This is a genomic window from Brachybacterium sp. EE-P12 (genome assembly GCF_003711805.1).
In the GTDB taxonomy this organism is placed as follows: Bacteria; Actinomycetota; Actinomycetes; order Actinomycetales; family Dermabacteraceae; genus Brachybacterium.
Map to the genome: position 1 here is coordinate 600,649 of NZ_QXCP01000004.1, position 25,815 is coordinate 626,463.

The following is a 25,815-nucleotide window of genomic DNA, read 5'->3' on the forward strand; positions in this document are numbered from 1 at the left end:
GCCATGAGCACCGCCGACGTCGCCGAGACCACCGCACCGATCCTCCACCTGCGCGGACCGATCCTGCTCGGTCCCGAGGAGGAGCTCGCCGAGGCCTGGGTGGCGGGCGGGGTCATCCATCACGAGAAGCCCGAGCTGCCCGCAGGGACCGAGGTCCGGGAGATCGACGGCATCGTGGTCCCCGGCCTCGCCGATCTGCACTGCCATCTCGGCATCGCCGACGGGGGAGGGGGCACCACCCTCGCCGAGGCGCGCGAGCAGGCGCTCGTGGACCGCGACACCGGCGTGCTCCTGGTCCGCGACGCGGGCTCGATCATCGACAACTCGCCGCTGCAGCAGCAGGGCGACCTGCCGCGCCTGATCCGGTGCGGACGCCACCTCGCCCGCACCCGCCGCTATCTGATCGGCTATGCCGACGAGGTCGAGCCGGAGGAGCTCCCCGCCGCCGTCACGCGCGAGGCCGGTCGCGGCGACGGATGGGTCAAGCTCGTCGGCGACTGGATCGACCGCGCGGCCGGCGACCTCAGCCCGTGCTGGGAGGCCGAGGACTTCGTCGCCGCGGCGGACGCCGCCCATGCGGCCGGTGCCCGGATCACCACCCACACCTTCGACGAGGAGACCCTCCCGCTCGTGCTCGACGCGGGCTTCGACTGCCTCGAGCACGCCACGGGCCTGACGGGGGAGACGATCCCCCGCGTGGCCGAGGCGGGGATCCCGGTCGTGACCACCCTCGTCAACGTCGACGAGTTCGAGACCTACGCCGCCCAGGGGGAGGGGAAGTTCCCCGCCTACGCCGCGCACATGCGCCGTCTGCGCGCATCCCGCTACGAGCGCACCCGCGACGCCCATGATGCGGGTGTGCAGCTGCTGGTCGGCACGGACTCCGGGGGAGTGCTGGGCCACGGCATCATCCATGACGAGCTCGACGAGCTCGCCGCCGCGGGCCTGACCGGCACGGAGATCCTCGAGGCTGCGACCTGGGCCCCTCGCCGCCTCCTCGGCGTGCCGGGCCTCGAGGACGGCGCCCCGGCGGATCTGCTCGTCGTCCCGGCCGATCCGCGCATCGACCATCGGGCGCTGCGCGAGCGGAGCCACATCGTGCTCGGCGGTCGCCAGGTGGCGTGAGAGGTCCTCCCCGTGCACACCCTCGCCCGCTCGCCCACGCCTTCCGACCTGGGCCCGCCGGCCCGTGTGCCCCGGCGCACAGGAGCCGGGGTGGAACGGGGGAGGGGATCCCTGGCATAATCATCGCCTGTATGCGTCCGGGCCGGCCCTCTACCCGCCCGGGAGCGACACCCCGAGAACCGTCAGCGCCCGCATCACCCCACAGGCTGCGGCGGGACTCACCCGAACATCCCTGAAGGAGAGTCCACCCACGTGGCTGTCAAGATCCGCCTGAAGCGCATGGGCAAGATCCGTGCACCGTTCTACCGCGTCGTGGTCGCCGATTCGCGCAAGAAGCGCGACGGCGCCGTGATCGAGGAGATCGGCAAGTACCACCCCACCGAGAACCCCTCGGTCATCGAGATCGAGTCCGAGCGTGCGCAGTACTGGCTGAGCGTCGGCGCGCAGCCGACCGAGCAGGTCGCCGCACTGCTCAAGGTCACCGGTGACTGGGCGAAGTTCAAGGGCGAGGGCGATGCCGCCGGCTCCCTGAAGACCGCCGAGGCGAAGCAGTCCGCCGAGGAGCGCATCGCCGCCGCCGACAAGGCCGCCACCGAGTCCCGCGAGGGCGCGAAGAAGGCCAAGGAGAAGTCCGCCGCCGAGGTCGAGGCCGGCCACGAGGAGGCCCCGGCCGAGGGCGAGGCCACCGAGGACGCCGCCGCCGCGGCGACCGACGAGGCCTGAGATGAGCACCCGCGCCGAAGCGCTCGACCACCTGGTCCGAGGCATCGTCGACGACCCTGACGCCGTCCGCGTCACGGAGAAGTCCACCCGCCGCGGTCCGCTGCTCGAGGTCCGGGTCGGCGCCGCCGACCTGGGCCGCGTCATCGGCCGGTCCGGCCGCACCGCCCGTGCCCTGCGCACGGTCACCGCGGCCCTCTCGGAGGACGACGTGCGGGTCGACATCGTCGACGTCGACCGTCGCTGAGGTGCCCCGCAGGACCCTGAGGAGCGGCGCTGCCGAACGGACCGGGAGGTCCCGGCGGCGCCGCTCCTCGTCGTCCGCGCCCCGCGTGCTCGCGGAGAGCCCCGCCCGCGCCGCCGCGACCGGCTCCACCCGCACACTCGGCCTCCTCGTCCCGCTGCTCGGGCTCTCCCTCGCGCTGACCGGCTGCACCTCCGACGAGGCCCCGGACGCCTCGACCGCCGACGACGGTGCCGTCTCGACGGCGCACGCGAGCTCCGACCCCTCCCTGGCCGCGGCCTGCACCGCGTTCTGGGGAGACCCCGACTATGCGGACCCCCTCTCCCGCGAGGTCCTGGACCGCGCGGGCAGCGCCCCGGAGGCAGGCCCCTCCGATCCCGGCTTCTACGCCCTCGCCGGGGACGATGTCGAGTCCGTCTTCGAGCACGCGCCGCAGACGGCGCGCGAGAGCGCCGCGCCCCTCGCGGACTGGTTCCGCACCGAGCCCGAGCGCGGCCAGGACGCGGACCTCGACGCCTTCGCCCGCGCCTGGGACGGCGTGGCGGCCGTCTGCCGGGACAGCTCCGCGGCCGCGCTCTGGGCCGACGGTCCGGGCGAGGCCGGTACCAAGCCCGCCGCGCTCGTGTGCGCGGACGTCTTCGACACCCCCGGCACGCTCACCCACTTCGCGAACTCCAACGTGCTGACCTCCAACATGTTCAAGCTCGTCGGCCGCGCCCCGCAGCAGGTTCCGGAGGGACGCACCGATGAGCTCCGCGCCACCGCAGACCTGCTGGACGCCGAGATCAGCGCCGTGGACGACGACGCCGTGCGCGCCGCGCTCGAGGAGATCCGCGCCCCCTTCGCGGACGCCCTCGACGGCGACACCTCCTCCGAAGGGCTCCAGGACCCGCTGGACCGGCTCGCCTCGGCCTGCCTGGCACGCGGCTACGACGCCCCCGCCCCCGCCGAGGACGGCGGCGACGCCGTGGCCGGTGCCCCCGCCGCCCACGGCCCTGCCCAGGCCCTCGCCGACACCCCGACCCCCGCCGGCACCCCCGCATCCCTCGCCGTCCCCACGAACGGAGCCCTCGCATGAGCACCCTCGACGTCATCGTCGCGACCATCGGCCGCGCCCACGGCCTGCGCGGCGAGGTCGCGCTGATCCTGCGCACCGACCAGCCGGAGGAACGGCTGCGCCCCGGCGCCGCGTTCGAGGTCGACTCCGACGGCCGGCGGCGCACCCTCACCGTGCGAGGCACCCGCCTCCAGCAGGATCGCTGGTACGTGAGCTTCGAGGAGGTCGCCGACCGCACCGACGCCGAGTCCCTGCGCGGGATCGACCTCGAGCTCGCCGTCGATGCCGAGGAGGAGGCCGACGTGGACCCCGACGCCTGGTACCCCTCCCAGCTCGAGGGCCTCGCGGTCCGCCACGTCGACGGCCGCGAGCTCGGCGTCGTCGCCGGAGTCGACCACTACCCGGCCCAGGACCTCCTCGTGGTGCGCACCCCGGACCGGCGCCGCGTGCAGCTGCCGCTGGTCGAGCAGCTCGTGCCCGAGGTCGACCTCGCCGCGGGCGTGGTGACCGCCGATCCGCCCGGCGGGCTCTTCGACGCGCTGCCGGAGGACGAGCAGGGCCCCGAGCCGGAGACCTCCGGCCCTGCGCGGACGGAGCGCTGAGGCCGCCGTGCGCATCGACGTCCTGACGATCTTCCCCGAGTACCTCGCCCCGCTCGAGCTCTCCCTCATCGGGAAGGCGCGCCGCGACGGGCTGCTGGACCTGCACGTCCACGACCTGCGCAGCTGGACGCACGACCGGCACCGCACCGTGGACGACACCCCGCTCGGCGGCGGCGCCGGCATGGTGATGAAGCCCGAGCCGTGGGCGGAGGCCTTCGCCGCCGTGCGCGAGCAGGGGCAGGCGGCGCTCGGCGAGGACGTGGAGCCGCTGATCATCTTCCCCAACCCCGCCGGGACGCCGTTCTCGCAGTCCACGGCGCAGGAATGGTCCCAGTGCGAGTGGCTGATCCTCGCCTGCGGCCGCTACGAGGGCATCGACGAGCGGGTCTACGAGCACCTCGCCGACATCGGCTGCGAGGTCGCCCTGGCCTCCCTCGGCGACTACGTCCTCAACGGCGGCGAGGTCGCGGTGCTCGCGATCACCGAGGCCGTCGTGCGACTCGTGCCCGGCGTCGTCGGCAACGCCGAGTCCCTCGTCGAGGAGTCCCATTCCGAGGGACTGCTCGAATACCCCCTCTACACCCGTCCCGCCCGCTGGGAGGACCCGGCAGGGGTGGTGCGCGAGGCCCCGGCGATCCTCCTGTCCGGGGACCATGGGAAGATCGCGGCCTGGCGACGCGAGCAGTCCGTCTCGCGCACCCGGCAGCGCCGCCCCGACCTCCTCGACGAGGCCTGAGAGCACCTCCCGACGGTGCACCGGCCACCCCGACGGGGACGCCGCCGTGCCGGCCCGCGAGCGGACGTGAGCGATCCGACGGCCCTGCGCGGTGATCACCGGCACGAACACCCCGGGGCCGGCTTGCCGCTGCGCGCGGTGCGCTGGCAGAATGTCCCCTCGTGCGCACCGCGCGCCCCTCTGCCTCAGGGGAGGGCGCATCACGCGGTCGGGCAGATCCGTGGCGATGGGAGTCGCCGCCAGAGGCCCAGCACACCGGCACGGCGAGACATGCACGTCTCCCCGCCGGATCGACGGTTCACGACGGGGCGCCCCGAGCGGCCCGACGAACGAGGCCGACCGACCTGAGGCGGAGGCCAGGAGAGAGACATGCAGAAGCTCGACGAGCTCGACAAGGCGTCGCTGCGCGACGACGTCCCCGCCTTCCGTGCCGGCGACAACGTCAAGGTGCACGTGAAGGTCATCGAGGGCAACCGCTCCCGTATCCAGGTCTTCCAGGGCTACGTCATCGGCCGCCAGGGCCACGGCGTGGGCGAGACCTTCCGCGTCCGCAAGGTCTCCTTCGGCGTCGGCGTGGAGCGCGTGTTCCCCGTGCACGCCCCGACGGTCGACAGGATCGAGGTCGTCACCCGCGGTGACGTCCGCCGCGCGAAGCTGTACTACCTGCGCAACCTCACGGGCAAGAAGGCCCGCATCAAGGAGAAGCGCGACCACTCCTGATCCCCCTGCGGATCCCCGGAGCATCCGCGTGAGCGCGGACCGACGGCGACGGCCCCACCCTGTGGTGGCCGTCGCCGTCTGCGTCGTGCTGGCGCTGCTGGCCGTGCTGGCCGTGCGCCACTTCGTGGTCCAGCCCTTCCGGGTCCCCTCGGCGTCGATGGCCCCGACCCTCGAGGTCGGCGACGTGCTCCTGGCCGACCGCACCACGGCCGGCACCGCCGCCCGGGGGGACGTGGTCGTCCTCGACGGCACGGGATACTTCGCCCCCTCCTCGGCCGACGGCGGCCGCTACTGGGTCAAGCGCGTCATCGCCGTCGGCGGCGACACCGTGAGCTGCTGCGGGCAGGACGGTGCGATCCTCCTGAACGGCGAGCCCCTCGAGGAGCCGTATCTCCCGCAGGGCATGGCACCGAGCACGATCGAGTTCGACCTGCGCGTCCCCGAGGGGCGCATGTTCGTGCTCGGCGACAACCGCTCCGACTCCACCGACTCCCGCCATCTGCTCGGAGCCCCCGGCGGCGGGATGATCCCCGTCGAGCGCGTGGTCGGCCGCGCGGACCGGATCGTGTGGCCACCGCCTCGCGGCTCCGCCCTCTGACGCCCAGCCTCACCGGCTATCCTGACCGCGATGAAGAGTGCGTCCCACGAGAACCGCCGAGCAGCGTCCGCCACGGAGGACCCCGCTCCCGCCGTGGACGCCACCACCGCGACCGCCGCGCCCGAGGGGAACGGCGAGCCGCCCCGGGGAGAGGAGCGCGCCGCGGACCCCCACGAGCACGGGGACCGGCCCCGCCACCGCGGCAAGCGGATGCCGCTGTGGCTCGACACGCTGGTGACGATGGTCGTCGCCCTCGTCATCGCGGTGCTGGTCAAGACCTTCCTCATCCAGCCCTTCTACATCCCCTCCGCCTCGATGAACCCCACCCTGCTGGAGGACGACAAGATCATCGTCTCCAAGCTCAGCCCCGGGGTGTTCGACCTCGAGCGCGGGGACGTCATCGTCTTCGAGGACCCGGCCGACTGGATCCCCGGCGACGCCACCGAGGACCCCACCCTGCGCGTGCGCTTCATGATGGCGCTCTCGCTCGTGGGCCTCGCCCCGGACCCGTCCCAGGACCACCTGGTCAAGCGCCTCATCGGACTGCCCGGCGACCACGTGGTGTGCGAGGACGAGGGCGCCGCGCTCCAGGTCAACGGCACGACCCTCGACGAGCCGTACATCAACCCGCAGACCCCCGCCTGCCGGGCCGCCTTCGACGTCACCGTCCCCGCCGACAAGGTGTGGGTGATGGGGGACAACCGCTACGCCTCCGCGGACTCCGCCTGGCACGAGGTGCAGGGCGACGGCGGCTTCGTCGACGAGTCGGACATCACCGGCCGCGCCGAGGCGATCTTCTGGCCCGTGAGCCGCTGGACCGGGCTCGGGGACGGCACCGACGCCTTCGCCGACGTGCCCGACCAGCCGTGAGCGCACCCGCGCCGACCCTCGACCTCGAGATCGCGCTCGCCCGGCGCTGCGGTCCCGGCCGACGCATCGTCGTGGGGCTGGACGAGGTGGGCCGCGGCGCCCTCGCCGGACCCGTCGCCGTCGGCGCCCTCGCCCTGGAGATCACCGACGGTGCCGTCAAGCCCCTGCCGGAGGGGGTGCGGGACTCCAAGAAGCTCACCGCACGCCGCCGCGAGGCGCTCGTGGACCCGATCCTCGGGACGGCCCTCGCGGGCGCCATCGGCTGGGCCGAGGCCGCGGAGATCGACGAGATCGGGATCATGCCCGCTCTGACCAGGGCCGCGCTGCGCGCCCTGGACGGGCTCGCGCTGGCGGCCGATGCGCTCCTGCTCGACGGCGACGCCGACGTGCTCACCGGGGCGCTGAGCACCTCGGACCGTCCCGCGCCCCTGGTCGAGCTGCGCGTGGCCGCCGATCGCGACTGCGCGAGCGTCTCCGCGGCGAGCATCCTGGCGAAGGTCGCCCGGGATGCGCGGATGGCGGCGCTGGACGCCGAGGCGCCCGAGTATCGCTGGGCCTCGAACAAGGGCTACGGCTCGGCGGCGCATCGCGAGGCGATCGACCGGCTGGGCGCGCACGAGCACCATCGACGCAGCTGGCGCCTCGGCTCGGCTCACGCCGCCGGGTCCTCGCCGGCCCGGATCGTGCCGAACCGGACCGTGCCGAACCGGACCGCGCCGTCAGCGAGTCCGCACGGGCGCCAGCCTGCGGGCGCTCGGCCGACGACCAGCTCGGCTGGCGTACTGTGGGAGGGCCCGTGGAGCCCGCAGGATGAGGAGGAGCGCCGGTGAGCAGCCAGGACCTCGAGAACTACGAGTCCGACCTCGAACTCCAGCTCTTCCGCGAGTACCGCGACGTGGTCAGCCTGTTCACCTACGTGGTCGAGACCGAGCGGCGCTTCTACCTCGCCAACCAGGTGGACCTGCAGGTCCGCTCCGGCGGCGGGGAGGTGTTCTACGAGCTGCGCCTGGCGGACGTGTGGGTGTGGGACATCTACCGCTCCAACCGCTTCGTGCGCTCGGTGCGCGTGGTGACCTTCAAGGACGTCAACATCGAGGAGCTCAACAAGCAGGACCTCTCCCTGCCCTGAGTCCTGGCCGCCCCCTGAGACGGGCGTCCCTGCATCGCGGACGCGGCGCCGCGACCTCCCCTCCACACACCCCCTCCGTCCCCAGGATCGAGGGACTGCTTCCCCGCACGGGGCCCTCCGGCGAGGCTGACGGCATGAACAGCCTCGCCTCCGCCCCCGGCACCCCGCCCCCTCACCTCGCCGCCGACCGGCCACGCCCGGCACCGGCCCCACCACGGGTGCGTGAGATGACCACCGCCGAGCTCGGCCGGGCCGGAGAGGACCTGGCCGCCGACCACCTGATCGCCTGCGGCTGGCAGATCGTCGAGCGGAACCTGCGCCTGGCGCAGGGGGAGCTCGACATCGTCGCCCTCGCCCACTCGACCCTCGTGTTCGTCGAGGTCAAGACGCGCCGCTCCTTCGTCACCGGTGTGCCGCAGGCGGCGGTGACCCCGGCGAAGCTGCGTCGGCTGCGACGGCTCGCCGGCGAGTACCTCATGGAGCGCTCGACACCGCACCGCGACGTGCGGATCGATGTGATCGCCGTGCACGCCCACGTCGACGGGGTCTTCTCGCTCGAGCATCTCGAAGGGGTGCACTGAGATGGGACAGGCGCGCACCGTCTCCATCAGCCTCACCGGTCTCGAGGGCACCCTGGTCGAGGTCGAGGCGGACGTCTCCCCGGGACTTCCCGCCTTCTCCCTGGTGGGCCTGCCGGACTCCTCGACGCTCCAGGCGCGTGACCGGGTCCGTGCCGCCTCGGCCCGCAGCGGCGTCCACCTCGCCCAGCGCCGGATCACCGTCAACATGACTCCCGCCTGGCAGCACAAGCACGGCTCCGGCTTCGACCTCGCGATCGCGCTCGCGGTGATCGACGCCCAGGGTGATCTGCGCACCCACGTCCCCTCCGACACGGTGCTGCTCGGGGAGCTGGGGCTCGACGGGCGGCTGCGTCCCGTCCCCGGCGTGCTGCCGGCCCTGCTCGCGGCCCGCGGCCACGGGCTGTGCCGTGCCGTGGTGCCGGAGGAGAACCTCGCCGAGGCGCGCCTCGTGCAGGGCATCGAGGTGGACGCCGCCTCCGACCTCGCCACGCTCCTGCACCGCTTCGGCGCGGACGTCCCGCCGGCCCCGCCGCGGGAGCCGCTGCCCGCCCCGACGCCGCCCGCCCCGCGGGGCACGGCCCGCACGACGGACTTCGCCGACGTGATCGGGCAGGCCGAGGCGCGGCGCGCCGCCGAGGTCGCCGCGGCCGGGGGCCATCACCTGCTGCTGACCGGGCCGCCCGGCGCGGGCAAGACGATGATCGCCGCCCGCCTGCCCGGGATCCTCCCGGAGCTCAGCACGGAGGACGCGCTGGACGTCTCGGCCGTCCACTCCCTCGACGGACGCTTCGACGCACGCGAGGGCCTCCTGCATCTCCCGCCCCTGGAGAGCCCGCATCACACCGCGAGCGCCGCCGCCGTGGTCGGGGGAGGCGGCGGCCTCGCCCGGCCCGGAGCGATCTCCCGTGCGCACTGCGGAGTGCTCTTCCTCGACGAGGCGCCCGAGTTCTCCTCCCGGGTGCTCGAGGCGCTGCGGGAACCGCTCGAGACGGGGGACATCACCCTCCACCGCGCTCGCGGCGTGACCCGCTATCCCGCCCGCTTCCAGCTCGTCCTGGCCGCGAATCCGTGCCCGTGCGGGAACTCCTGGGGCAAGGGGGAGAGGTGCACGTGCACCGCGCTGCAGCGCCGACGCTATCTCTCACGGCTTTCCGGCCCGGTGATGGACCGCATCGACATGCGCGTGGACGTGGGCCCCGTCGACCTCCGTCGCAGCGGTGGGGAGCCCTCCGAGCCGAGCGCGAGCATCGCCGCACGCGTCCGCCGCGCACGGGAGCGACAGAGGAGCCGGTATGCGGGGCGGAACTGGAGCACCAACGCCCACCTCCCCGGACCGCTGCTGCGCACCGAGTTCGCGCCCGCGAAGGCGGACCTCGCCCTCCTGGACCATTCCCACGGACAGGGCAGGCTCACCCTGCGCGGCTACGACCGGGTGCTGCGACTGGCCTGGACCCTCGCCGACCTCGACGCGGCGGATCGACCCGATGCGGTCCACATCGGCGAGGCTCTCACCCTGCGACTGGGGGACCCCCGATGAGCCGCGCACCGCGCACGGAGCAGGAGCCCCTGACCCCGCCGCAGCCCGCGCCCCGCGAGACGGAACGACGAGCCCGGGTGACCTGGTCCCTGACCGCCGAGCCCTCCGACGCCGTCGCCCTGCTGGCCCGGGATCGGCTCGGACCGGCCCACGCCCTCGAGCTCGCCCGCGAGGCCACGCCCGACGAGCTGGTCTCCGCCCTGCAGGGGGAGGTGCCCTCCCAGGCCGCCGACCCCGGCGCGGGAACGCCGCGAGCGCGAGCGGCACGCGCCCTCGAGCGCTGGCGGGGACGGCTCCGCACGGTCGACGTCGACGCCGTCCTCGAGGACGCCGACAGACGACGCCTGCGCGTGCTGGTGCCCGGCGACGCGGAATGGCCGCAGCTCCTCGACGACCTCCAGGAGAGCGCCCCGCACTGCCTGTGGGCGCAGGGGCCCGGACGGCTCGAGCAGCTGACGGGCGAGCGCAGCGCAGGTCTCGTGGGCTCCCGCGCCTCCACCCCCTACGGCGAGGACGTCGCCGCCTCCCTCGCCGCGGCCTTCGCCGGATCCGGCGGGACGGTCGTCTCCGGCGGCGCCTACGGGATCGACGCGGCCGCGCATCGTGGTGCGCTCGCCGCCGGGGGCGGCGCAACCATCGCGGTCCTCGCCGGAGGACTGGACCGTCTCTACCCCCGCGGGAACGCGCAGCTGCTCGAACGGATCCGTGAGCATCATCTGCTGGTCAGCGAGGCGCCCGTCGGTACCGCCCCGACGCGGTGGCGCTTCCTCGCCCGGAACCGGCTCATCGCGGCGCTGTCCCGGGCGGTCGTGGTGGTCGAGGCGGCCTGGCGCTCCGGCGCGCTGTCCACCGCGCGACTCGCCGATCAGCTCTCCCGGCCGGTCGGCGCGGTCCCGGGCCCGGTGACCTCCGCGGCGAGCGCCGGCTGCCATCGACTGGTCCGCGAGCAGGGCGCGGTGCTCGTGACCGAGCCTGCCGAGCTGCTGGACCTCCTGCCGGGAGGGCCCGCGGCGGGGGAGGGGAGCTTCGCCCGGCAGGACGAGCTCGACCTGCTCTCGCCCTCCGACCGCCGCGTGCTGGATGCGGTGCCGCCGCGCTCGAGCCTCACCCCGGCGCGGATCGTGGACGAGGTCGGCTTCGCGCCGAGGGAGGTCAGTGCGGCGCTGGCCCGGCTCGAGCTGCTCGGCCTCGTCGAGCGCTCCGCGCAGCGGGTGCGACGCACACGGCGGTGAGCACGAGACGGTGAGGGGAGATCCCGGGCCGGGGCGTCGATGCGCGAGAATGGCGGGCATGAGCACCCACCCCGCGATGGAGCAGGACGACGAGATCGTCGAGGCCTTCGCAGCCCACCTGCGCCTGGAGCGCGGCCGTTCCGAGCACACGGTGCGCGCCTACCGGCGGGAGACGGGCTCGCTGCTGACGCATCTGCGGGAGGTCGAGCGCATCGCCCCCGCCGAGCTCGACGTGACTGCGCTGCGCTCCTGGCTCGCCGCGCGCGCGGAGACCGGCGCGAGCGCGAGCACCCTCGCCCGCTCCGCCGCCGCAGCCCGCACCTTCACCGCCTGGCTCGCCGCGACCGGCCGGATCCCCCATGACGTCGGCGGCCGGCTCCGCGCCCCGCGCCGCGGCCGGCATCTGCCCGCTGTCCTCACGGGTGAGCAGGCCGGGGCGCTCCTGGACGGGATCGCCGCGCCTCGCGAGGACGCGACCGGAGCCCGTCGAGAGGGCGCGGCCGCCGACCGTCCGGGCGAGGCGTCCGCCTCCGGGCGGGGCGCGGGGCCGACGGCCTCTCAGCACGAGGCGCCGGCCGCGCCGACGGATCCGGTGGAGCAGGCCGTGCTGCAGCGTGACGCGGCGGTGCTCGAGCTGCTCTACTCCTCCGGGCTGCGCGTCTCCGAGCTCGTGTCCCTCGACCTCGGCGGCATCGATCGCGCGGAGGGCACCGTCCGCGTGCGCGGCAAGGGCGACAAGGAGCGGATCGTCCCCGTCGGCGTCCCCGCGCTCGAGGCGCTGCGCGTCTGGGAGGAGCAGGGGCGCCCCGTGCTCGCCGACAGGGGGAAGGGCGGCTCGCCGCAGCGGGCTCTCTTCCTCGGCGTGCGCGGGGGACGGCTCGGGGACCGCGCCGTGCGCACCCTCGTGGACCGGTACGCGGCCCGGGCTGGGATCGCCCGGCACATCAGCCCCCACACCCTGCGCCACAGCGCCGCCACGCACCTGGTCGAGGGCGGAGCGGACCTGCGCAGCGTGCAGGACTTCCTGGGACACTCCTCGCTCGCCACCACGCAGATCTACACCCACGTCAGCGCCGAACGCCTGCGCAGCACCGTCGATCAGGCCCACCCGCGAGCCTGATCCCGTCCGGGCGTCCCGGCATCGCCGCGCCCCGCTCCGCTTTCGCTCGCATCCGCTCCGCGGGTGCGACCCGCTCAGACGAGGCCCGCCGCATGGGGGCCGGCCCCCTGCAGCTGCACCACGGGTCGCGTGAGGAGCACGGGAGAGGAGCCCGGGGGTGATCCCGCGGGCACGCCTCCCGGGGAGGCGGATCCCGTGGATGCTCGGCCCGGCGCCGAGGCAGAGGCCCCGACGCTGCCTCCACCCTCCCAGGGCAGCAGCACGCTCGGTCCCCGACCACCGAGGAGCAGCAGCGGGTCCAGATAGGACTCGCCCCGTCGGGCTCCCAGGTGCAGACAGTCGCGCTCGCCGCAGTGCGAGGACGGGGAGCCGCCCTCGAGGGTCCCCAGCACGTCGCCCGCCGCCACCCGTGCTCCCTCGCTCAGCGTGCTCGTCACCGGCTCATAGGTGGACAGCAGCCCGTCGGCATGCACCACGGAGACCACACCACGGCCGGCGAGGGACCCGCTGAAACGCACCGTCCCGGCCTCGACCGCCCGGATCTGCGCACCGCCGGAGACCGCGATGTCGATCCCCCGGTGGCCCGGCCCGTACGGGGTGGTCGGCGCCTCGAAGCGCGCCACCACCTCGTGCGGAGGCGGTGTCGGCCACTGCCAGCGCGGGCCCTCGGCGCGGGCCGCGCCGGGCGGCGGCACGGCCAGCACCAGCACGAGCATCGTCAGCAGCGCGAGCCCCCGCGAGAGCAGGGAGAGCCGGGACGGGACGGGGCGGGACGCGAGGAGGACCATGGCGGGATCCTCCGCGTGCGGGGACCGTGCCGCCAGAGGCACGACCCGGCGGTGGACGGAGCGGTCCTGTGGAGGAGACGTCCCGCCTCCGCCGGCCAGGTCGTCCCTCCCTCCCGCCCAGCGGAGGTGACGCATGCCGCGCACGGGGATGCGGCGGCGTCGGATAGACTTCCCTCAGCATCCGGTCCGTCCGGATGACTTCGCGTGCCCACCAGGGCTCGTCGGCCATCGGTCCTTCCCGTCCTCTGCTCCGCGCGGGGGAGGCGCAGGGCGGCCGGCTCCCGGGCACCAGGCCCCGCACCGACCGGTGGCGGGGGACAACCGAGAAAGCAGGTCCTGCGCGATGACCGCGGACGCCCACGGGCGCGCCGTGCGAGCCCAGGACCGGAGAACAGAGGACACCATCATGGCAGTCGTCACCATGCGCCAGCTCCTGGAGAGCGGCGTCCACTTCGGTCACCAGACCCGTCGCTGGAACCCGAAGGTCCGTCGCTTCATCTTCACCGAGCGCAACGGCATCTACATCGTCGACCTCATGCAGACCCTGTCGTACATCGACAAGGCCTACGACTTCGTCAAGCAGACCGTCGCCCACGGCGGCACCATCCTGTTCGTCGGCACCAAGAAGCAGGCGCAGGAGTCGGTGCAGGAGCAGGCCACCCGTGTGGGCATGCCCTACGTGAACCAGCGCTGGCTGGGCGGCATGCTCACCAACCTGCAGACCGTCTCCGCGCGCGTGAACCGCCTCAAGGAGCTCGAGCAGATCGACTTCGACGATGTGGCCTCCTCCGGCCGCACCAAGAAGGAGCTGCTGATGATGCGCCGCGAGAAGGACAAGCTCGAGAAGACGCTCGGCGGCATCCGCGACATGGGCAAGGCGCCCTCGGCCCTGTGGGTCGTGGACACCAACAAGGAGCACCTCGCCGTCGACGAGGCCCAGAAGCTGAACATCCCCGTCGTCGCGATCCTGGACACCAACTGCGATCCCGACGAGATCACCTACCCGATCCCGGGCAACGACGACGCGATCCGCTCCGTCACGCTGCTGACCCGCGTGGTCGCCGACGCGGTCGCCGCGGGCCTCCAGGAGCGTCACGCGAAGTCCACCGGCGAGAAGAACGTCTCCGCCGTGGACGCCGAGCCGCTGGCCGAGTGGGAGCAGGAGCTGCTCAAGCAGTCCGAGGTCCAGTCCCAGGACGCCCCGGCCGAGGAGTCCGTCGCCGCCGCCGAGGAGAAGCCGTCCGAGGAGAAGGCCGCCGAGTCGGAGGAGAAGCCCGCCGCCGAGGCCACCGAGGCCCCCGCCGCCGAGTGATCCACGGGCCCGGGACCGTCACCTCGGTCCCGGGCCCCTCCACGGGGAGGCCGTGAGCCTCCCGCCACCTCCCGAAGCAGCTCCCACAAGGAAGAGGAACATGGCCAACTACACGGCAGCAGACATCAAGGAGATCCGCGAGGCCACCGGCGCGGGCATGCTCGACGTCAAGAAGGCGCTCGACGAGGCCGAGGGCGACAAGGCCAAGGCCGTCGAGCTGATCCGCGTCAAGGGCCTCAAGGGCATCGCCAAGCGCGAGGGCCGCACCGCCTCCGAGGGCCTCATCGCCTTCGACATCCGCGACAGCGACGCCGGCCGCACCGGCACCCTCGTCGAGCTCAACTCCGAGACCGACTTCGTCGCCAAGAACGACAAGTTCGTGGCGCTGGGCGACGAGGCTGTGGCCGCGGCCGTCGAGTCCGGCGCGACCGAGCCCGAGGAGCTCGCCGAGACCCCCTTCGGCGAGGCACTGACCAACGCCGGCGCGTCCATGGGCGAGAAGATCCTCGTCCGCCGCATCGGCCGGGTCTCCGGCGAGGCCGTCACCGAGTACATGCACCGCACCAACAAGGACCTGCCCCCGCAGGTCGGCGTGCTGGTCGCGACCGACGCGGCCGGTGCCGAGGTCGCGCGCGACGTGGCGATGCACATCGCCGCGTTCACGCCCGCGTACCTCAGCCGCGACGAGGTCCCCGCCGACGTCGTCGAGAACGAGCGCCGCATCGCCCAGGAGACGGCCGAGAACGAGGGCAAGCCCGAGAAGGCGATCCCGAAGATCGTCGAGGGCCGCCTGAACGGCTTCTTCAAGGAGAACTGCCTCCTGGACCAGGCCTTCGCGAAGGACCCGAAGAAGACCGTCGGCCAGATCGCCGAGGAGGTCGGCGGCACCGTCACCGGCTTCGTCCGCTTCCGCGTCGGCAGCTGACGCCCCCGGGACTGGCACGGGCGCCCACCGCGCCCTCGCCCGCCCCACGGCCACGTGAGCGTGGCCACCGCCCTGCGGCCCCGCACCATCGGTGCGGGGCCGCGCCGGTATCATCGCCGAGGACCCCGCGCGGAAGGACCCCCATGACCCAGACGTTCACGTCCCCCATCCCCGTTCTGCCCAAGCGACAGGACGGACGACGTGTCCTCCTGAAGCTCTCGGGCGAGGCCTTCGGCGGCGGCGCCGTCGGCGTCGACCCCGACGTCGTCTCCCGCATCGCTGCGGAGATCGCCGAGGGAGTCGCCCAGGGCGTCCAGTGCGCCATCGTCGTCGGCGGCGGCAACTTCTTCCGCGGCGCGGAGCTGTCCCAGCGCGGGATGGACCGCCGCCGCGCCGACTACATGGGCATGCTCGGCACCGTCATGAACTGCCTCGCCCTGCAGGACTTCCTCGAGCAGCGCGGCGTCTCCACCCGCGTGCAGACGGCGATCGAGATGGGGCAGGTCGCCGAGCCGTACATCCCGCTGCGCGCGGTGCGCCACCTCGAGAAGGGCCGCGTGGTCATCTTCGGCGCCGGTGCCGGGATGCCCTACTTCTCCACCGACACCGTCGCGGTGCAGCGCGCCCTCGAGATCGGCTGCGAGGAGGTGCTGATGGCCAAGAACGGGGTCGACGGCGTCTACGACTCCGATCCGCGCAGCAACCCCGAGGCGACCAAGCTCGAGCACATCACCTACGGCGAGGCCCTCCAGCAGGGCCTCAAGGTCGTCGACTCCACCGCCTTCAGCCTCTGCATGGACAACGCCCAGCAGATGATGGTCTTCGGCCTGGACACCCCCGGCAACATCACCCGGGCAATGCGCGGGGACCGGATCGGCACCGTCGTCACCGAGTGACACCGGAGCGCCGGTCGCGGCGCCCCGCCGCCGCGACGTGCGGGACCGCCCCGACGTGCGGGACAATGGACCACAGCACCCATCGACAACCGAGGAGCACCCCGTGAGCGACGAGACCGCGAGCATCCTGAAGGACGCCCAGGCCAAGATGACCAAGACCGTCGAGGTCACCAAGGACGAATTCACCGCGATCCGCACCGGACGCGCGAGCGCGGCGATGTTCCAGGGGATCACGGTCGAGTACTACGGCACCCCGACCCCGCTGAACCAGCTCGCCTCGCTGCAGTTCCCCGAGGCGCGCACTGTGCTGATCACGCCCTACGACAAGACCGCGATGTCCGCGACCGAGACCGCGCTGCGCGAGTCCGACCTCGGCGTGAACCCCACCAACAACGGCGACAACCTGCGCGTGGTCCTGCCCGCCCTCACCGAGGAGCGGCGCCGCGACTACGTCAAGCTCGCCCGCACCAAGGCCGAGGACGGCCGCATCGCGATCCGCGGCTCCCGCGGCAACGCGAAGAAGGCCATCGAGAAGCTCGTGAAGGACAAGGAGATCGGCGAGGACGACGGCGTGCGCGCCGAGAAGGAGCTCGAGGCCGTCACCAAGAAGTACATCGAGCAGGTCGACGAGGCGCTGAGCCTCAAGGAGACCGAGCTCGAGACCGTCTGAGCCGCACCACCGGACGTCGGCCGTGCAGACCGTGACCGCTCCGCGATGAACAGCCCCGCGCAGGAGCCCGCCGCAGCGACCGCCTCGAGCAGCCTCGAGGCGGTCGTCGACGTGCCGGAACCTCAGCGCGCCAAGCGCCGCGGTCCCGGCCGCAACCTGCCCGCCGCGATCGCCGTCGGCGGCGTGCTCGTCGTCGTGCTGCTGGTGTCCGTGCTGGTGGTGCCCCAGGCCTTCCCCGTCGTCGCCGCGATCGCGATGGTCGGCGCGGTGCTCGAGCTGACGCGCGCGCTCTCCTCCGGAGGGCTGGAGGTCCCTCCGGTCCCGCTGCTCGTGGGCGTGATCGGCATGGTCGTCTCGACCGTCGTGTTCGGGGCGGAGGGACTTCTGCTGTCCACCGCGGCCGCGGTGTCCGTGCTCATCCTGTGGCGGGTGACCGAGTCGATGGGCCTGACCGCCCTGCGCGACGTCGCCGGGGGAGTGCTCGCCCTGGCCTGGGTGCCCTTCCTCGGCTGCTTCCTGCTGCTGCTGATGCAGCAGGATCAGGGGCCGGTGCTCGTCCTGCTGGCCGTGCTCGGCCCCGTCGGCAACGACGTCGGCGGCTACATCGCCGGGGTGCTGTTCGGCCGCCATCCGATGGCGCCGAGCATCAGCCCCAAGAAGAGCTGGGAGGGCTTCGCCGGCTCGCTCGTGCTCGGCACCGCGACGGTCACGGCGGTCGCGACGCTCGCCCTGGGGCTTCCCTGGTGGACGGGCGTGACCCTCGGCGCGGTGCTCGTGGTGGTCGCGACCTGCGGCGATCTCTCGGAGTCCCTGCTGAAGCGGGACCTGGGGATCAAGGACATGGGGCACCTGCTGCCCGGCCACGGCGGCGTGCTGGACCGGATCGACTCGATCCTGCTGGCCGCCCCCACCACCTATGTCATGCTGGAGGTACTGCTGCCATGAACGCTCCCCAGGACCCGCCGCGGCGCCCCGGCGCGCCCACGCCCGTCGCCGTCGGCCCGAAGCCCGACCTCTCCCGTGAGGCGGTGCCCGGCCAGAAGGTCGCCCTCGCCCCGGGCCAGCTCCAGCTGCGCCCCACGCGCCGCGGCAAGCCGCCGGCGCACCTGGCGGATCTCACGCTGGAGGAGCGGATCGCGGCGGTGAAGGAGATGGGCCTGCCCGGATTCCGTGCGAAGCAGCTCTCCGTGCACTACTTCGAGCACTTCACCACGGACCCCGAGGACCTCACCGACCTCCCCAAGGAGGGCCGCCAGGAGCTCGTGGACCGCTTCTTCCCGCCGCTGCTGACCCTGGTCTCGCGCCAGTCCGCCGATCACGGCGCCACCCAGAAGTTCCTCTGGCAGCTGTTCGACGGCCCCATGGTCGAGTCGGTGCTGATGCGCTACAGCGACCGCAACACGCTGTGCATCTCCTCCGAGGCGGGCTGCGGCATGAACTGCCCCTTCTGCGCCACCGGTCAGATGGGGCTGACCCGCAACCTCTCCACCGCCGAGATCCTCGAGCAGGTGCGGATCGCCAATCGCATGCTCGCCCGCGAGGAGCTGCCCGGCGGGCCCGGACGCGTGAACAACATCGTGTTCATGGGGATGGGGGAGCCGCTGGCGAACTACCGCCCCGTGGCCACCACCTGCAAGCGCCTGAACGCCCCGGCCCCCGAGGGCTTCGGGATGGGCGCCCGCCACATCACCGTCTCCACCGTCGGTCTCGCCCCCGCGGTGCGGAAGCTGACCGCGGAGAAGATCCCGGTCACCCTCGCGGTGTCGCTGCACGCACCGGACGACGCGCTGCGCGACGAGCTCGTGCCGATCAACACCCGCTTCGACATCGACGAGATCCTCGATGCGGCCTGGGAGTACTTCGAGACCACCGGGAGGAGGGTCAGCATCGAGTACGCGCTGATCCGCGACATCAACGACCACGCCCACCGCGCCCAGCTGCTCGCCGACCGGCTGATCGCCAAGGGCGGCGCGCACTGGGTGCACGTGAACCCCATCCCGCTGAACCCGGTCAAGGGCTCGAAGTGGACCGCCTCGGATCCGCTGGTGGAGAAGCGCTTCGTGGAGATCCTGCGCGAGAACGGCATCTCCGCGACGATCCGCGACACGCGCGGCTCCGACATCGACGGCGCCTGCGGCCAGCTCGCCGCCGAGGTGATCGAGTCCGACACCCACCGCGCGGACCGCGAGGCGCGCGTGGCCCGGGTCGAGGCGGTCGCCTCGGCCGTCGCCGACTGACCCCGCCCCGACCGCACTGCCCCGACCGGCCCGGGCCGAGCCAGCCCCCGACGAGGAGACCCATGGACATCGCCTTCACCCCGACCCGCTTCTCCGACGGCTACGCCATGGACCAGGTCGACGACTTCCTGGACCGCTGCGAACACGCCCTGGCCACGGGAGACGGGTCGGTGAACGCGCAGGACGTCGCCGGCATGCGCTTCGCCCAGACCCGTTTCACGCCCGGCTACGCCATCGACGAGGTCGACGCCTTCCTCGACGACGTCCTCGTGCCGCGCTTCCACGAGCTCGAGCGGTCCGCCGGCGGCCCGGCGGGGGAGGGCAGGGGGACCGGAACCGGCCCCGCGAGCGCCCCTCATCCCGCCGAGCAGCGGCCGGGCCTGCTCTCGCGCCTGCTGCGCCGCTCCCGCTGAGCTCCGCGGCAGCGGGTCCTCCCGCCCCACGGCCCTGCACGCCTCCCCGACACACCCGCCCCGCGCCGCTACAGTGGGGCACCGACAGCACCGAGGAAGGACCACTGGTGAGCACATCGTTCGAACGCGTCTCGCGCTTCAGCGTCGGATACGACATGCGTGAGGTCGACGAGTTCCTCGCCCGCGCCCGCAAGGCCTACGAGGGCCGCGACCCGTCCTTCGGCGGGAGCGACATCACCGCGGCGAGCTTCGGCACCGAGCGCGGCGGCTATGACATGCGCGTGGTCGACGAGGCGCTGGACCGCCTCTCGGACGCGTTCGCGCTGCAGGCCCGCGACGACGCCATCGCCGCTCAGGGCGAGGAGGCGTGGGTCGCGCAGCTCACCGAGCGCGCCGAGGTGCTCAAGGAGCGGCTCGAGCGCCCCGCCGGGGACCGCTTCGCCCCCGCCGCGCAGGGCGAGCCCGCCTACGACAAGGCCGACGTGGACGCCCTGTGCGACCAGCTCGTCGCCTACTTCACCGACGGCCACCCCATGAGCGTGGACGACGTGCGTCGCGCCGCCTTCGGGCGTCGCCGCGGCGCCGAGGGCTACCGCGAGGCCGTGGTCGACGTCTATCTCGACCATGTCGCGGACGTGATGGCCTCCGTGCCGTGACCGACGCGTCGCCGCGGCGCCTGATCCTGCCGGGCTCCACCGGGCTCCTCGCCGTGCAGGAGCGCTGAGCATGCTGCTCTTCGCCCTCGGCGTGCTCGTGATCGCCGCGGGGCTCGGCCTCTCGATCGCCCTGCACGAGATCGGCCATCTCGTCCCCGCGAAGCTGTTCGGCGTGCGGGTCACCCAGTACATGATCGGCTTCGGCCCCACGCTCCTGTCCCGCACCCGCGGCGAGACCGAGTACGGCCTCAAGGCCGTCCCGCTCGGCGGCTACATCCGCATGATCGGCATGTTCCCGCCGCACCGCGGGGAGCCCGAGGGGACGATCCGCGAGGACTCCACCGGGCTGCTCCAGCAGATCACCGAGATGTCCGAGGACGCGAAGGCCTACGAGTCCTCCCAGTACGGCCCCGAGGACGCCCACCGCACCTTCGTCGCGCTCTCCGTGCCGAAGAAGCTCGCGGTGATGCTCGGCGGCCCGGCCATGAACCTGCTCATCTCCGTGCTGCTCATGGTGGTGCTGGTCAGCGGCATCGGCCTGCCCTCGGTGACGCCCACTGTGCAGAGCGTCTCGCAGTGCGTGGTCCCGGCCGATGCCCCCGCGGACGTCTCCTGCGAGGGGAAGCCGGCAGCACCGGCGCTCGCGGCGGGAATCCGGCCCGGCGACGTGCTGCGCGAGATCGACGGGCACCGGATCGACCGCTGGGAGGACGTCACCGCCGCGGTGCGCGCCGCGGAGGACCGCACCGTCGACGTCGTCGTCGAGCGCGACGACCGCGAGCTGACGCTCGAGGCGACCCTCGTGGTCGACGCCCGGCCCGTCCTCGACGAGAGCGGCGCCCCTGTGCACGCCGCCGACGGGGAGATCCTCACCGAGGAGGTCGGCTTCCTCGGCGTGGCCGGCACCCCCGACCTCGTGCCGCAGTCCCCGACCGAGGTGCCCGCGATGGCCTGGGACGCCTTCGTGCGCACCGGGCAGATCGTGCTGACCCTGCCGGTGCGGCTGTACGAGGTGGGTGAGGCCGCCTTCGGCAGCGCCGAGCGCGACCCGAACGGCCCCCTCGGCGTCGTCGGCGTCTCCCGGCTGGCCGGCGAGGTCGCCTCCGTCGATCAGCCCGGCTTCGAGCTGCGGGAGAAGACCGGGACGATGATCTCGATGCTCGCCTCGCTGAACATGGCGCTGTTCGTGTTCAACCTCGTCCCGCTGCTGCCGCTGGACGGCGGGCACGTCGCCGGGGCGCTGCTCGAAGGGGCACGGCGCCTCCTGGCGAGGCTGCGGGGACGGCCCGACCCGGGACCGGTGGACATGTCCCGGATGCTCCCGCTGACCAACGCGGTCGCGCTCGTGTTCATCGTGATGACGGTGCTGCTGGTGTACGCGGACATCGTCAAGCCGATCACCCTGTTCCCCTGAGCGTCGCAGGGGCCGCGGCGCGCCGCCGTGCACCCGGTCGCTGGGGTCCGTGCAGGTGCCGCGGACGTGTCGCGCCTCGCCTCCCGGGACCGCGACGGCAGTCCATAATGGGGCGGTGACTTCCCTGAGCCTCGGCGACCCCGCCGTCACGACGCCTCCGCCGGTCCTCGCCCGCCGGCGGACGACGCGCACGGCGAGGCTCGGCGACCTGCACGTCGGCGGCGTCCCCTCCGTCCTCGTGGGCTGAGCCCCGTGTTCCGACGCGGCGGGCGTCTGCGCGCGGTGCGCTCCGGCACGGCTCAGGCCGCGCTCGATCTCGCGCTCCAGGACCCGATCACCAACGCGCTCGGCGGTGCCCGGCTGCGCGAGACGATCGGCTCCGCCGCGCTCTCCCAGGAGTTCTCCCTCGTGGGCGAGGACCGGCGGCCGGAGGGCGTGCTCTGGCACGGGGTGAACCTCTCGCCGCTGTCCGCCTCCCCGGGCGCGCTGGACGAGTTCGGCGAGCACATGGCCGGGCGTCCCCGGCGTGCGAGCTCCGTGGTGGGGGAGCATGCGGCGATCGACCGGCTGTGGCAGACCCTCTCGGGCAGCTGGGGCTCGGCGGTGCGCGAGTACCGCTGGAGCCAGCCCCTGCTGCTCGCCGCACCGCCGGCGCAGATGCCCTCCCTGCCCGGTGCGGGGCTGCGGGCCGCCGAGATGCAGGAGGCCGCGGCGGTGTTCCCCGCCGCGGTGTCGATGTTCCGCGAGGAGGTCGGGATCGACCCGCTGCTCGGCGACGGCGGGCGCTCCTACCGCCACCGGGTGGGCGAGCTGATCCGGCAGCGGCGCAGCTACGTCGTGGTCCGGGGCGGTCAGGTCGTGTTCAAGGCCGACGTGGGCGCGCTCTTCGGCCCGGTCGCCCAGATCCACGGGGTGTGGGTGCGCCCGGACCTGCGCGGCCACGGACTCGGCCGCGCCGCGATGATCGAGCTCGTGGAGCGGGTCCGCCGCGACCACTGCCCGCAGGTCTCGCTCTATGTCAACGACTTCAACGAGCCGGCCAGACGCGCCTACGCCGCCTCCGGCTTCCGCCAGGTCGGGGAGCTGACGACGATCCTGTTCTGAGCGCGCCGCGGCGACCGGGTCAGCCGGGCCGGTGCGCGGTGAGCACGTACTGCAGGGCGAGCCGGTCGGGATCCTCCCGCAGGCGATACCGGCCGTCGACCGTCCGCTCCATCAGCTCGGGCCACGGCGCCCAGGCCGAGCAGGGGGTCTCCTCGAAGGAGTCGAGCACCAGCCCCGCCTCGAGCAGCGCGGTGAGGATCTCGCCGATCGAGTGGTTCCACTGATGGTTGGTGCGATGCGCGATCGGGGCCGTGCCCTCCGGCGCCTCGACATAGCTGCCGTCATCCTGCCAGGTCATGGGCTCCGTGCGCTCGAAGTAGGGCTGCTCGAGCCGGAGCCCTCCGGAGACGTCCTCGCCCACCGCCATGAACATCGGGTGGTCGTCCCGGAGCAGGACGCGCCCGTCCGGACGCAGCAGCGAGGCGACGACCCGTGCCCAGGCGGTCACGTCCGGCAGCCAGCACAGCACCCCGAGGGAGGTGTAGACGAGGTCGAAGTCCCCTTCGACGGCCTCGCGGGCGTCGTACACGTTCGCCTCGACGAGCTCGATCCCGGCCCCGGCGCGCTCGGCGACATCGCGAGCGCGGGCGAGGGAGCCGGGGGAGAGGTCCACGCCGACGACGCGCCGCGCCCCGAGCCGGGCGAGGCTCACCGTGTCGGTGCCCAGATGGCACTGCAGATGCATCACGTCCTGTCCCGTGAGGTCGCCGAGACGCTCGCGGTCCTGGTCGACCTCGGGGGTGATCCGCGTGGGAACCGCGACGAGCTCCTCGATGCCGTAGCCGGAGGCGACGTGGAGGGCCGCGCGGTCGTCCCAGTTCGCGCGGTTGTCCTCGAAGCGGCGCTCTACGGCGGGGTCGTGCGGGGCGGGGGAACCCATCGGCGTCTCCTCAGCGGCGTCGGGCGGGTGGGGCAGCGAGGCGCCGGCCGGCGCCGTCGGCACGCTACGACGTCGAGCACGGCCGACGCCAGGGCTTTCCCGGCACCAGCACGCTCCTCGCCCCGGGCCGCGAGGAGCGGGTAGGTTCGGGGGATGCGCGACGACGCCGCCCCCACCGCCGCTCCGGAGACCCCCGACCAGGCCGCCTCGGCCGCGCCCGAGCCGGAGCAGGCTCTCGCGGGCGCTCATGTGCTCCTGCTCGTGGGACCTCCCGCAGTGGGCAAGCTCAGCATCGCCCGGGAGCTTGCGCGGCGCACCGGCGCGCTCGTGGTCGACAACCACCTCATCAACAACCCCGTGTTCGTGCCGATGGGCCTGCACGCGGGCGAGGGCGTGGACATCTCCGCGACCGACGGGCTGCGCCGCCGCGTCTGGGAGGTCGTGCTCGAGGCGGCCGCCGCGGCGCCGCCGTCGCTCTCGCACGTCATGACCAACTGGCTCCCCGACGACGAGGAGAACGCGGCCCACGTCGAGCGCCTGCGGGAGCTGGCCCGCGTGCGCGGTGCTCGTTTCGTGCCCGTCTGGCTGACGGCCTCGGAGGAGGCGCTGCTCGCCCGGGTCGAGGCGCCCGGCCGCGCGGAGCGCAGCAAGCTCACCGATCCTGAGCTGCTCGCCCAGATCCTCGCCGTGCCGATGCTCCCGGCCCCGCCCGATGCGCTCCACCTCGACGTCTCCGAGGGCGGTCCGCAGGAGGCGGTCACGGCGCTCCTCGCGGCGCTCGGCCAGGAGGCCTGAGCCCTCCGGGTCGGCGCTCAGCCGGCCAGCGCGTCGAGGGCGAGCAGCGTGTTCGCGGCGGTCCACGCGAGCGGGGCGACCGAGGCGGGGCGCCCGTCGAAGAGCACCTTCTCCGGGAGCGAGCCGGCCTCGGTGCGGTGCGCGGCGAGCCAGGTGAGGACCTCGCGGGCGGCCGCGCGCTCGCCGGAGCGGGCGAGGGCGAGTCCCAGCAGGCTCGTCGACGGGGTCCAGCTCACCCCGTCCTGCTTCCACGCCGCGCCGGGGGCGATGCCGCCCCCGGGGCGGGCGAGCTCGCCGCGCAGCGCGAGCAGGCGGGACGGCTCGATCTGCCCCTGCTGCCCGGTCGCGTCGAACAGGGCGAGCGCGGAGTCGGCCCCGCCGCCGTCGCGATATCGCTGGTAGCCGCTGCGTCCGAAGGTTCCGGCGAGCAGGTGCGCGAAGGTCGCCGCCGCGTCCGCCGCCCCGGTCCCGCCGGTGAGCTCCGCGCCGGCGCGCAGCCCCGCGAGCGTCGCGGCCATCCCCCACAGGGTGGGGGAGGACTCGTTCACCTCCCAGTAGTCGGGGGAGACGGGCGGCAGCGCGGCCCCGCCCGCGGTGGCGTGGTGCAATGCCCCCAGGGAGGTGGTCACGAGCCGGTCCAGCCGGTCCGCGACGGCGCCGCCGCCCGTGCCGGAGGCGGCCACGACCTCGGTGCTCGCCCACAGCAGCAGTCCCGTCCCGTCGAACTGCGGGGCGCGGCCGTCGGGGGCGCGGTCGGTGCCGGGCACGTAGCGGGCCTCGAACCAGCCGTCGGCCGCCTGGAGGTCCTGGAGATGGCAGAGCACGTCGACGGCGCGGCCCCGCGCACCGATCCTCGAGAGCGCGACGGCGCAGAAGGCCGCGTCCCGCGGCCACACGTGACGCCAGTTCGAGCTCCAGCCGGCCACGGGGGCGGGCAGCTCGTCGTCGAGCACCCAGAGGTCCGCGAGCGCGGTGTCGGCCAGCTCGCCGAGCAGGGCCCCGTCCTCGTCCTGCTCGAGGCCGGCACGGAGATGCTCGCGCCAGTCGGCGGTGAGGGCGGTGAAGTCGGCTGCGCGCACCCGGGCGGGGGAGTGCTCCGGCAGCGCCGCGGCGAGCCGTGTGCCGGGGGAGAGCTCGAGGTCGGGGGCGTCGCCGCCGACGAGGATCCGTCGGTCGGGGTCGGCATGGGCGACGGTCCCGCACAGCAGCGGGATCCGGGCGGGCGCCTGCTCTGGACCGCGCAGGGAGCGCTGCGCGGCGACCGCACCGGTGCCCAGCGCGCCGAGCGCCGCGAGCGAGGCCGCGCCCGCCGCCCCGCGCAGGAGCTGTCGACGGGTCGCGGGACCGGCACCGGTCGGCGCCCTCCGCTCCGCCGGAGCCGGCGCTGTCCTCGCCGAGCCCTGCTCCTGTCTCTGCTGCATCCGGCCCAGGGTACCGACGGCCCCCGGAGGAGC

The 25,815-nt window shown here is 73.8% G+C and carries 30 protein-coding genes; 27 read left to right on the top strand and 3 right to left on the bottom strand.

Going from position 1 to position 25,815, the window contains the following annotated elements:
- Positions 1-3 precede the first annotated feature (3 nt).
- The 15 genes from D1648_RS05835 (at position 4) to D1648_RS05905 (ending at position 12,271) form a co-directional block, all read left to right on the top strand.
- Positions 4-1,125 (top strand): amidohydrolase family protein, encoded by a 1,122-nt coding sequence (locus tag D1648_RS05835; protein WP_122939845.1) that lies wholly within the window; start codon positions 4-6, stop codon positions 1,123-1,125.
- 252 nt (positions 1,126-1,377) lie between these two features.
- On the top strand, positions 1,378-1,848 hold the full coding sequence (gene rpsP / locus D1648_RS05840; protein WP_122939846.1) for a 30S ribosomal protein S16: 471 nt from the start codon (positions 1,378-1,380) through the stop codon (positions 1,846-1,848).
- Between the two features lies 1 nt (position 1,849).
- The gene (locus tag D1648_RS05845) at positions 1,850-2,092 is read left to right on the top strand and encodes an RNA-binding protein (protein WP_122939847.1); all 243 of its coding nucleotides are present in this window, start codon (positions 1,850-1,852) and stop codon (positions 2,090-2,092) included.
- Between the two features lie 85 nt (positions 2,093-2,177).
- Entirely contained in the window at positions 2,178-3,167 is a 990-nt protein-coding gene (locus D1648_RS05850; RefSeq protein ID WP_206424777.1) for a hypothetical protein, read from the top strand.
- Positions 3,164-3,748 carry a ribosome maturation factor RimM gene (gene rimM, locus D1648_RS05855; RefSeq protein ID WP_122939848.1) on the top strand — a complete coding sequence of 195 codons (585 nt, stop codon included), beginning with the start codon at positions 3,164-3,166 and terminating at the stop codon, positions 3,746-3,748. Before D1648_RS05850 ends, rimM begins: the two co-directional genes overlap by 4 nt.
- 7 nt (positions 3,749-3,755) lie before the next feature.
- The gene (gene trmD / locus D1648_RS05860; protein ID WP_122939849.1) at positions 3,756-4,484 is read left to right on the top strand and encodes a tRNA (guanosine(37)-N1)-methyltransferase TrmD; all 729 of its coding nucleotides are present in this window, start codon (positions 3,756-3,758) and stop codon (positions 4,482-4,484) included.
- Between the two features lie 369 nt (positions 4,485-4,853).
- Positions 4,854-5,204, top strand: a complete 351-nt coding sequence (gene rplS, locus D1648_RS05865) for a 50S ribosomal protein L19 (protein ID WP_122939850.1) — start codon at positions 4,854-4,856, stop codon at positions 5,202-5,204.
- Between the two features lie 28 nt (positions 5,205-5,232).
- The gene (gene lepB, locus D1648_RS05870) at positions 5,233-5,802 is read left to right on the top strand and encodes a signal peptidase I (protein WP_122939851.1); all 570 of its coding nucleotides are present in this window, start codon (positions 5,233-5,235) and stop codon (positions 5,800-5,802) included.
- A 30-nt stretch (positions 5,803-5,832) separates the two neighbouring features.
- The gene (gene lepB, locus D1648_RS05875) at positions 5,833-6,672 is read left to right on the top strand and encodes a signal peptidase I (RefSeq protein WP_122939852.1); all 840 of its coding nucleotides are present in this window, start codon (positions 5,833-5,835) and stop codon (positions 6,670-6,672) included.
- Positions 6,669-7,502, top strand: a complete 834-nt coding sequence (locus D1648_RS05880; protein WP_122939853.1) for a ribonuclease HII — start codon at positions 6,669-6,671, stop codon at positions 7,500-7,502. The genes lepB (D1648_RS05875) and D1648_RS05880 overlap by 4 nt, the downstream gene beginning before the upstream one ends.
- Positions 7,499-7,801, top strand: a complete 303-nt coding sequence (locus D1648_RS05885; protein ID WP_122939854.1) for a DUF2469 domain-containing protein — start codon at positions 7,499-7,501, stop codon at positions 7,799-7,801. The genes D1648_RS05880 and D1648_RS05885 overlap by 4 nt, the downstream gene beginning before the upstream one ends.
- 134 nt (positions 7,802-7,935) lie before the next feature.
- Entirely contained in the window at positions 7,936-8,382 is a 447-nt protein-coding gene (locus D1648_RS05890) for a YraN family protein (RefSeq protein WP_122939855.1), read from the top strand.
- Between the two features lies 1 nt (position 8,383).
- A complete protein-coding gene (locus D1648_RS05895; RefSeq protein ID WP_122939856.1) occupies positions 8,384-9,919 on the top strand; it encodes a YifB family Mg chelatase-like AAA ATPase in 1,536 nt (511 codons plus the stop codon).
- Positions 9,916-11,151: a DNA-processing protein DprA gene (gene dprA, locus D1648_RS05900; RefSeq protein ID WP_122939857.1), complete on the top strand. Its 1,236-nt coding sequence runs from the start codon at positions 9,916-9,918 to the stop codon at positions 11,149-11,151. Before D1648_RS05895 ends, dprA begins: the two co-directional genes overlap by 4 nt.
- A gap of 58 nt (positions 11,152-11,209) precedes the next feature.
- Positions 11,210-12,271, top strand: coding sequence for a tyrosine recombinase XerC (locus tag D1648_RS05905; protein ID WP_122939858.1), 1,062 nt, complete (start codon positions 11,210-11,212; stop codon positions 12,269-12,271).
- Between the two features lie 74 nt (positions 12,272-12,345).
- Here the strand turns inward: D1648_RS05905 and D1648_RS05910 are convergent, their stop codons facing one another.
- Positions 12,346-13,059 carry a murein hydrolase activator EnvC gene (locus D1648_RS05910; protein ID WP_122939859.1) on the bottom strand — a complete coding sequence of 238 codons (714 nt, stop codon included), beginning with the start codon at positions 13,057-13,059 and terminating at the stop codon, positions 12,346-12,348.
- Positions 13,060-13,465: 406 nt separating this feature from the next.
- Here D1648_RS05910 and rpsB point away from each other — a divergent pair, with 406 nt between their 5' ends.
- The 11 genes from rpsB (at position 13,466) to D1648_RS05960 (ending at position 22,686) form a co-directional block, all read left to right on the top strand.
- Positions 13,466-14,371 carry a 30S ribosomal protein S2 gene (rpsB, locus tag D1648_RS05915; protein ID WP_122939860.1) on the top strand — a complete coding sequence of 302 codons (906 nt, stop codon included), beginning with the start codon at positions 13,466-13,468 and terminating at the stop codon, positions 14,369-14,371.
- A 100-nt stretch (positions 14,372-14,471) separates the two neighbouring features.
- Positions 14,472-15,296 carry a translation elongation factor Ts gene (tsf, locus tag D1648_RS05920; protein ID WP_122939861.1) on the top strand — a complete coding sequence of 275 codons (825 nt, stop codon included), beginning with the start codon at positions 14,472-14,474 and terminating at the stop codon, positions 15,294-15,296.
- A gap of 143 nt (positions 15,297-15,439) precedes the next feature.
- Positions 15,440-16,192: a UMP kinase gene (gene pyrH, locus D1648_RS05925; protein WP_122939862.1), complete on the top strand. Its 753-nt coding sequence runs from the start codon at positions 15,440-15,442 to the stop codon at positions 16,190-16,192.
- 103 nt (positions 16,193-16,295) lie between these two features.
- Entirely contained in the window at positions 16,296-16,862 is a 567-nt protein-coding gene (gene frr, locus D1648_RS05930) for a ribosome recycling factor (RefSeq protein WP_122939863.1), read from the top strand.
- A gap of 45 nt (positions 16,863-16,907) precedes the next feature.
- The gene (locus tag D1648_RS05935) at positions 16,908-17,807 is read left to right on the top strand and encodes a phosphatidate cytidylyltransferase (RefSeq protein ID WP_122939864.1); all 900 of its coding nucleotides are present in this window, start codon (positions 16,908-16,910) and stop codon (positions 17,805-17,807) included.
- The gene (rlmN, locus tag D1648_RS05940) at positions 17,804-19,099 is read left to right on the top strand and encodes a 23S rRNA (adenine(2503)-C(2))-methyltransferase RlmN (RefSeq protein WP_122939865.1); all 1,296 of its coding nucleotides are present in this window, start codon (positions 17,804-17,806) and stop codon (positions 19,097-19,099) included. Before D1648_RS05935 ends, rlmN begins: the two co-directional genes overlap by 4 nt.
- A 62-nt stretch (positions 19,100-19,161) precedes the next feature.
- The gene (locus D1648_RS05945; protein WP_122940282.1) at positions 19,162-19,512 is read left to right on the top strand and encodes a DivIVA domain-containing protein; all 351 of its coding nucleotides are present in this window, start codon (positions 19,162-19,164) and stop codon (positions 19,510-19,512) included.
- Positions 19,513-19,619: 107 nt separating this feature from the next.
- A complete protein-coding gene (locus tag D1648_RS05950; protein WP_122939866.1) occupies positions 19,620-20,168 on the top strand; it encodes a DivIVA domain-containing protein in 549 nt (182 codons plus the stop codon).
- A gap of 70 nt (positions 20,169-20,238) precedes the next feature.
- Positions 20,239-21,582, top strand: coding sequence for an RIP metalloprotease (locus D1648_RS05955; RefSeq protein WP_122939867.1), 1,344 nt, complete (start codon positions 20,239-20,241; stop codon positions 21,580-21,582).
- Between the two features lie 115 nt (positions 21,583-21,697).
- Positions 21,698-21,829, top strand: a complete 132-nt coding sequence (locus D1648_RS18375) for a hypothetical protein (protein ID WP_255414275.1) — start codon at positions 21,698-21,700, stop codon at positions 21,827-21,829.
- A 5-nt stretch (positions 21,830-21,834) separates the two neighbouring features.
- Complete coding sequence (locus D1648_RS05960) at positions 21,835-22,686, top strand: DUF4081 domain-containing GNAT family N-acetyltransferase (RefSeq protein ID WP_122939868.1); 852 nt, start codon at positions 21,835-21,837, stop codon at positions 22,684-22,686.
- 19 nt (positions 22,687-22,705) lie between these two features.
- Here D1648_RS05960 and D1648_RS05965 read toward each other — a convergent pair whose 3' ends face one another.
- Positions 22,706-23,566, bottom strand: a complete 861-nt coding sequence (locus D1648_RS05965) for a class I SAM-dependent methyltransferase (RefSeq protein ID WP_122939869.1) — start codon at positions 23,564-23,566, stop codon at positions 22,706-22,708.
- 153 nt (positions 23,567-23,719) lie between these two features.
- Here D1648_RS05965 and D1648_RS05970 point away from each other — a divergent pair, with 153 nt between their 5' ends.
- Complete coding sequence (locus tag D1648_RS05970) at positions 23,720-24,361, top strand: AAA family ATPase (protein WP_122939870.1); 642 nt, start codon at positions 23,720-23,722, stop codon at positions 24,359-24,361.
- Between the two features lie 17 nt (positions 24,362-24,378).
- Here D1648_RS05970 and D1648_RS05975 read toward each other — a convergent pair whose 3' ends face one another.
- A complete protein-coding gene (locus D1648_RS05975) occupies positions 24,379-25,782 on the bottom strand; it encodes a hypothetical protein (protein ID WP_122939871.1) in 1,404 nt (467 codons plus the stop codon).
- Positions 25,783-25,815 lie beyond the last annotated feature (33 nt).

Bases quoted from the DNA above. Each gene is read 5' to 3' on its own strand.
- D1648_RS05835 (WP_122939845.1), top strand. From the start codon at position 4: ATGAGCACCGCCGACGTCGCCGAGACCACCGCACCGATCCTCCACCTG.
- D1648_RS05845 (WP_122939847.1), top strand. From the start codon at position 1,850: ATGAGCACCCGCGCCGAAGCGCTCGACCACCTGGTCCGAGGCATCGTC.
- rimM (WP_122939848.1), top strand. From the start codon at position 3,164: ATGAGCACCCTCGACGTCATCGTCGCGACCATCGGCCGCGCCCACGGC.
- rplS (WP_122939850.1), top strand. From the start codon at position 4,854: ATGCAGAAGCTCGACGAGCTCGACAAGGCGTCGCTGCGCGACGACGTC.
- lepB (WP_122939852.1), top strand. From the start codon at position 5,833: ATGAAGAGTGCGTCCCACGAGAACCGCCGAGCAGCGTCCGCCACGGAG.
- D1648_RS05890 (WP_122939855.1), top strand. From the start codon at position 7,936: ATGAACAGCCTCGCCTCCGCCCCCGGCACCCCGCCCCCTCACCTCGCC.
- D1648_RS05895 (WP_122939856.1), top strand. From the start codon at position 8,384: ATGGGACAGGCGCGCACCGTCTCCATCAGCCTCACCGGTCTCGAGGGC.
- dprA (WP_122939857.1), top strand. From the start codon at position 9,916: ATGAGCCGCGCACCGCGCACGGAGCAGGAGCCCCTGACCCCGCCGCAG.
- D1648_RS05905 (WP_122939858.1), top strand. From the start codon at position 11,210: ATGAGCACCCACCCCGCGATGGAGCAGGACGACGAGATCGTCGAGGCC.
- D1648_RS05910 (WP_122939859.1), bottom strand. From the start codon at position 13,059: ATGGTCCTCCTCGCGTCCCGCCCCGTCCCGTCCCGGCTCTCCCTGCTC.
- rpsB (WP_122939860.1), top strand. From the start codon at position 13,466: ATGGCAGTCGTCACCATGCGCCAGCTCCTGGAGAGCGGCGTCCACTTC.
- tsf (WP_122939861.1), top strand. From the start codon at position 14,472: ATGGCCAACTACACGGCAGCAGACATCAAGGAGATCCGCGAGGCCACC.
- pyrH (WP_122939862.1), top strand. From the start codon at position 15,440: ATGACCCAGACGTTCACGTCCCCCATCCCCGTTCTGCCCAAGCGACAG.
- D1648_RS05935 (WP_122939864.1), top strand. From the start codon at position 16,908: ATGAACAGCCCCGCGCAGGAGCCCGCCGCAGCGACCGCCTCGAGCAGC.
- rlmN (WP_122939865.1), top strand. From the start codon at position 17,804: ATGAACGCTCCCCAGGACCCGCCGCGGCGCCCCGGCGCGCCCACGCCC.
- D1648_RS05945 (WP_122940282.1), top strand. From the start codon at position 19,162: ATGGACATCGCCTTCACCCCGACCCGCTTCTCCGACGGCTACGCCATG.
- D1648_RS05955 (WP_122939867.1), top strand. From the start codon at position 20,239: ATGCTGCTCTTCGCCCTCGGCGTGCTCGTGATCGCCGCGGGGCTCGGC.
- D1648_RS05965 (WP_122939869.1), bottom strand. From the start codon at position 23,566: ATGGGTTCCCCCGCCCCGCACGACCCCGCCGTAGAGCGCCGCTTCGAG.
- D1648_RS05970 (WP_122939870.1), top strand. From the start codon at position 23,720: ATGCGCGACGACGCCGCCCCCACCGCCGCTCCGGAGACCCCCGACCAG.
- D1648_RS05975 (WP_122939871.1), bottom strand. From the start codon at position 25,782: ATGCAGCAGAGACAGGAGCAGGGCTCGGCGAGGACAGCGCCGGCTCCG.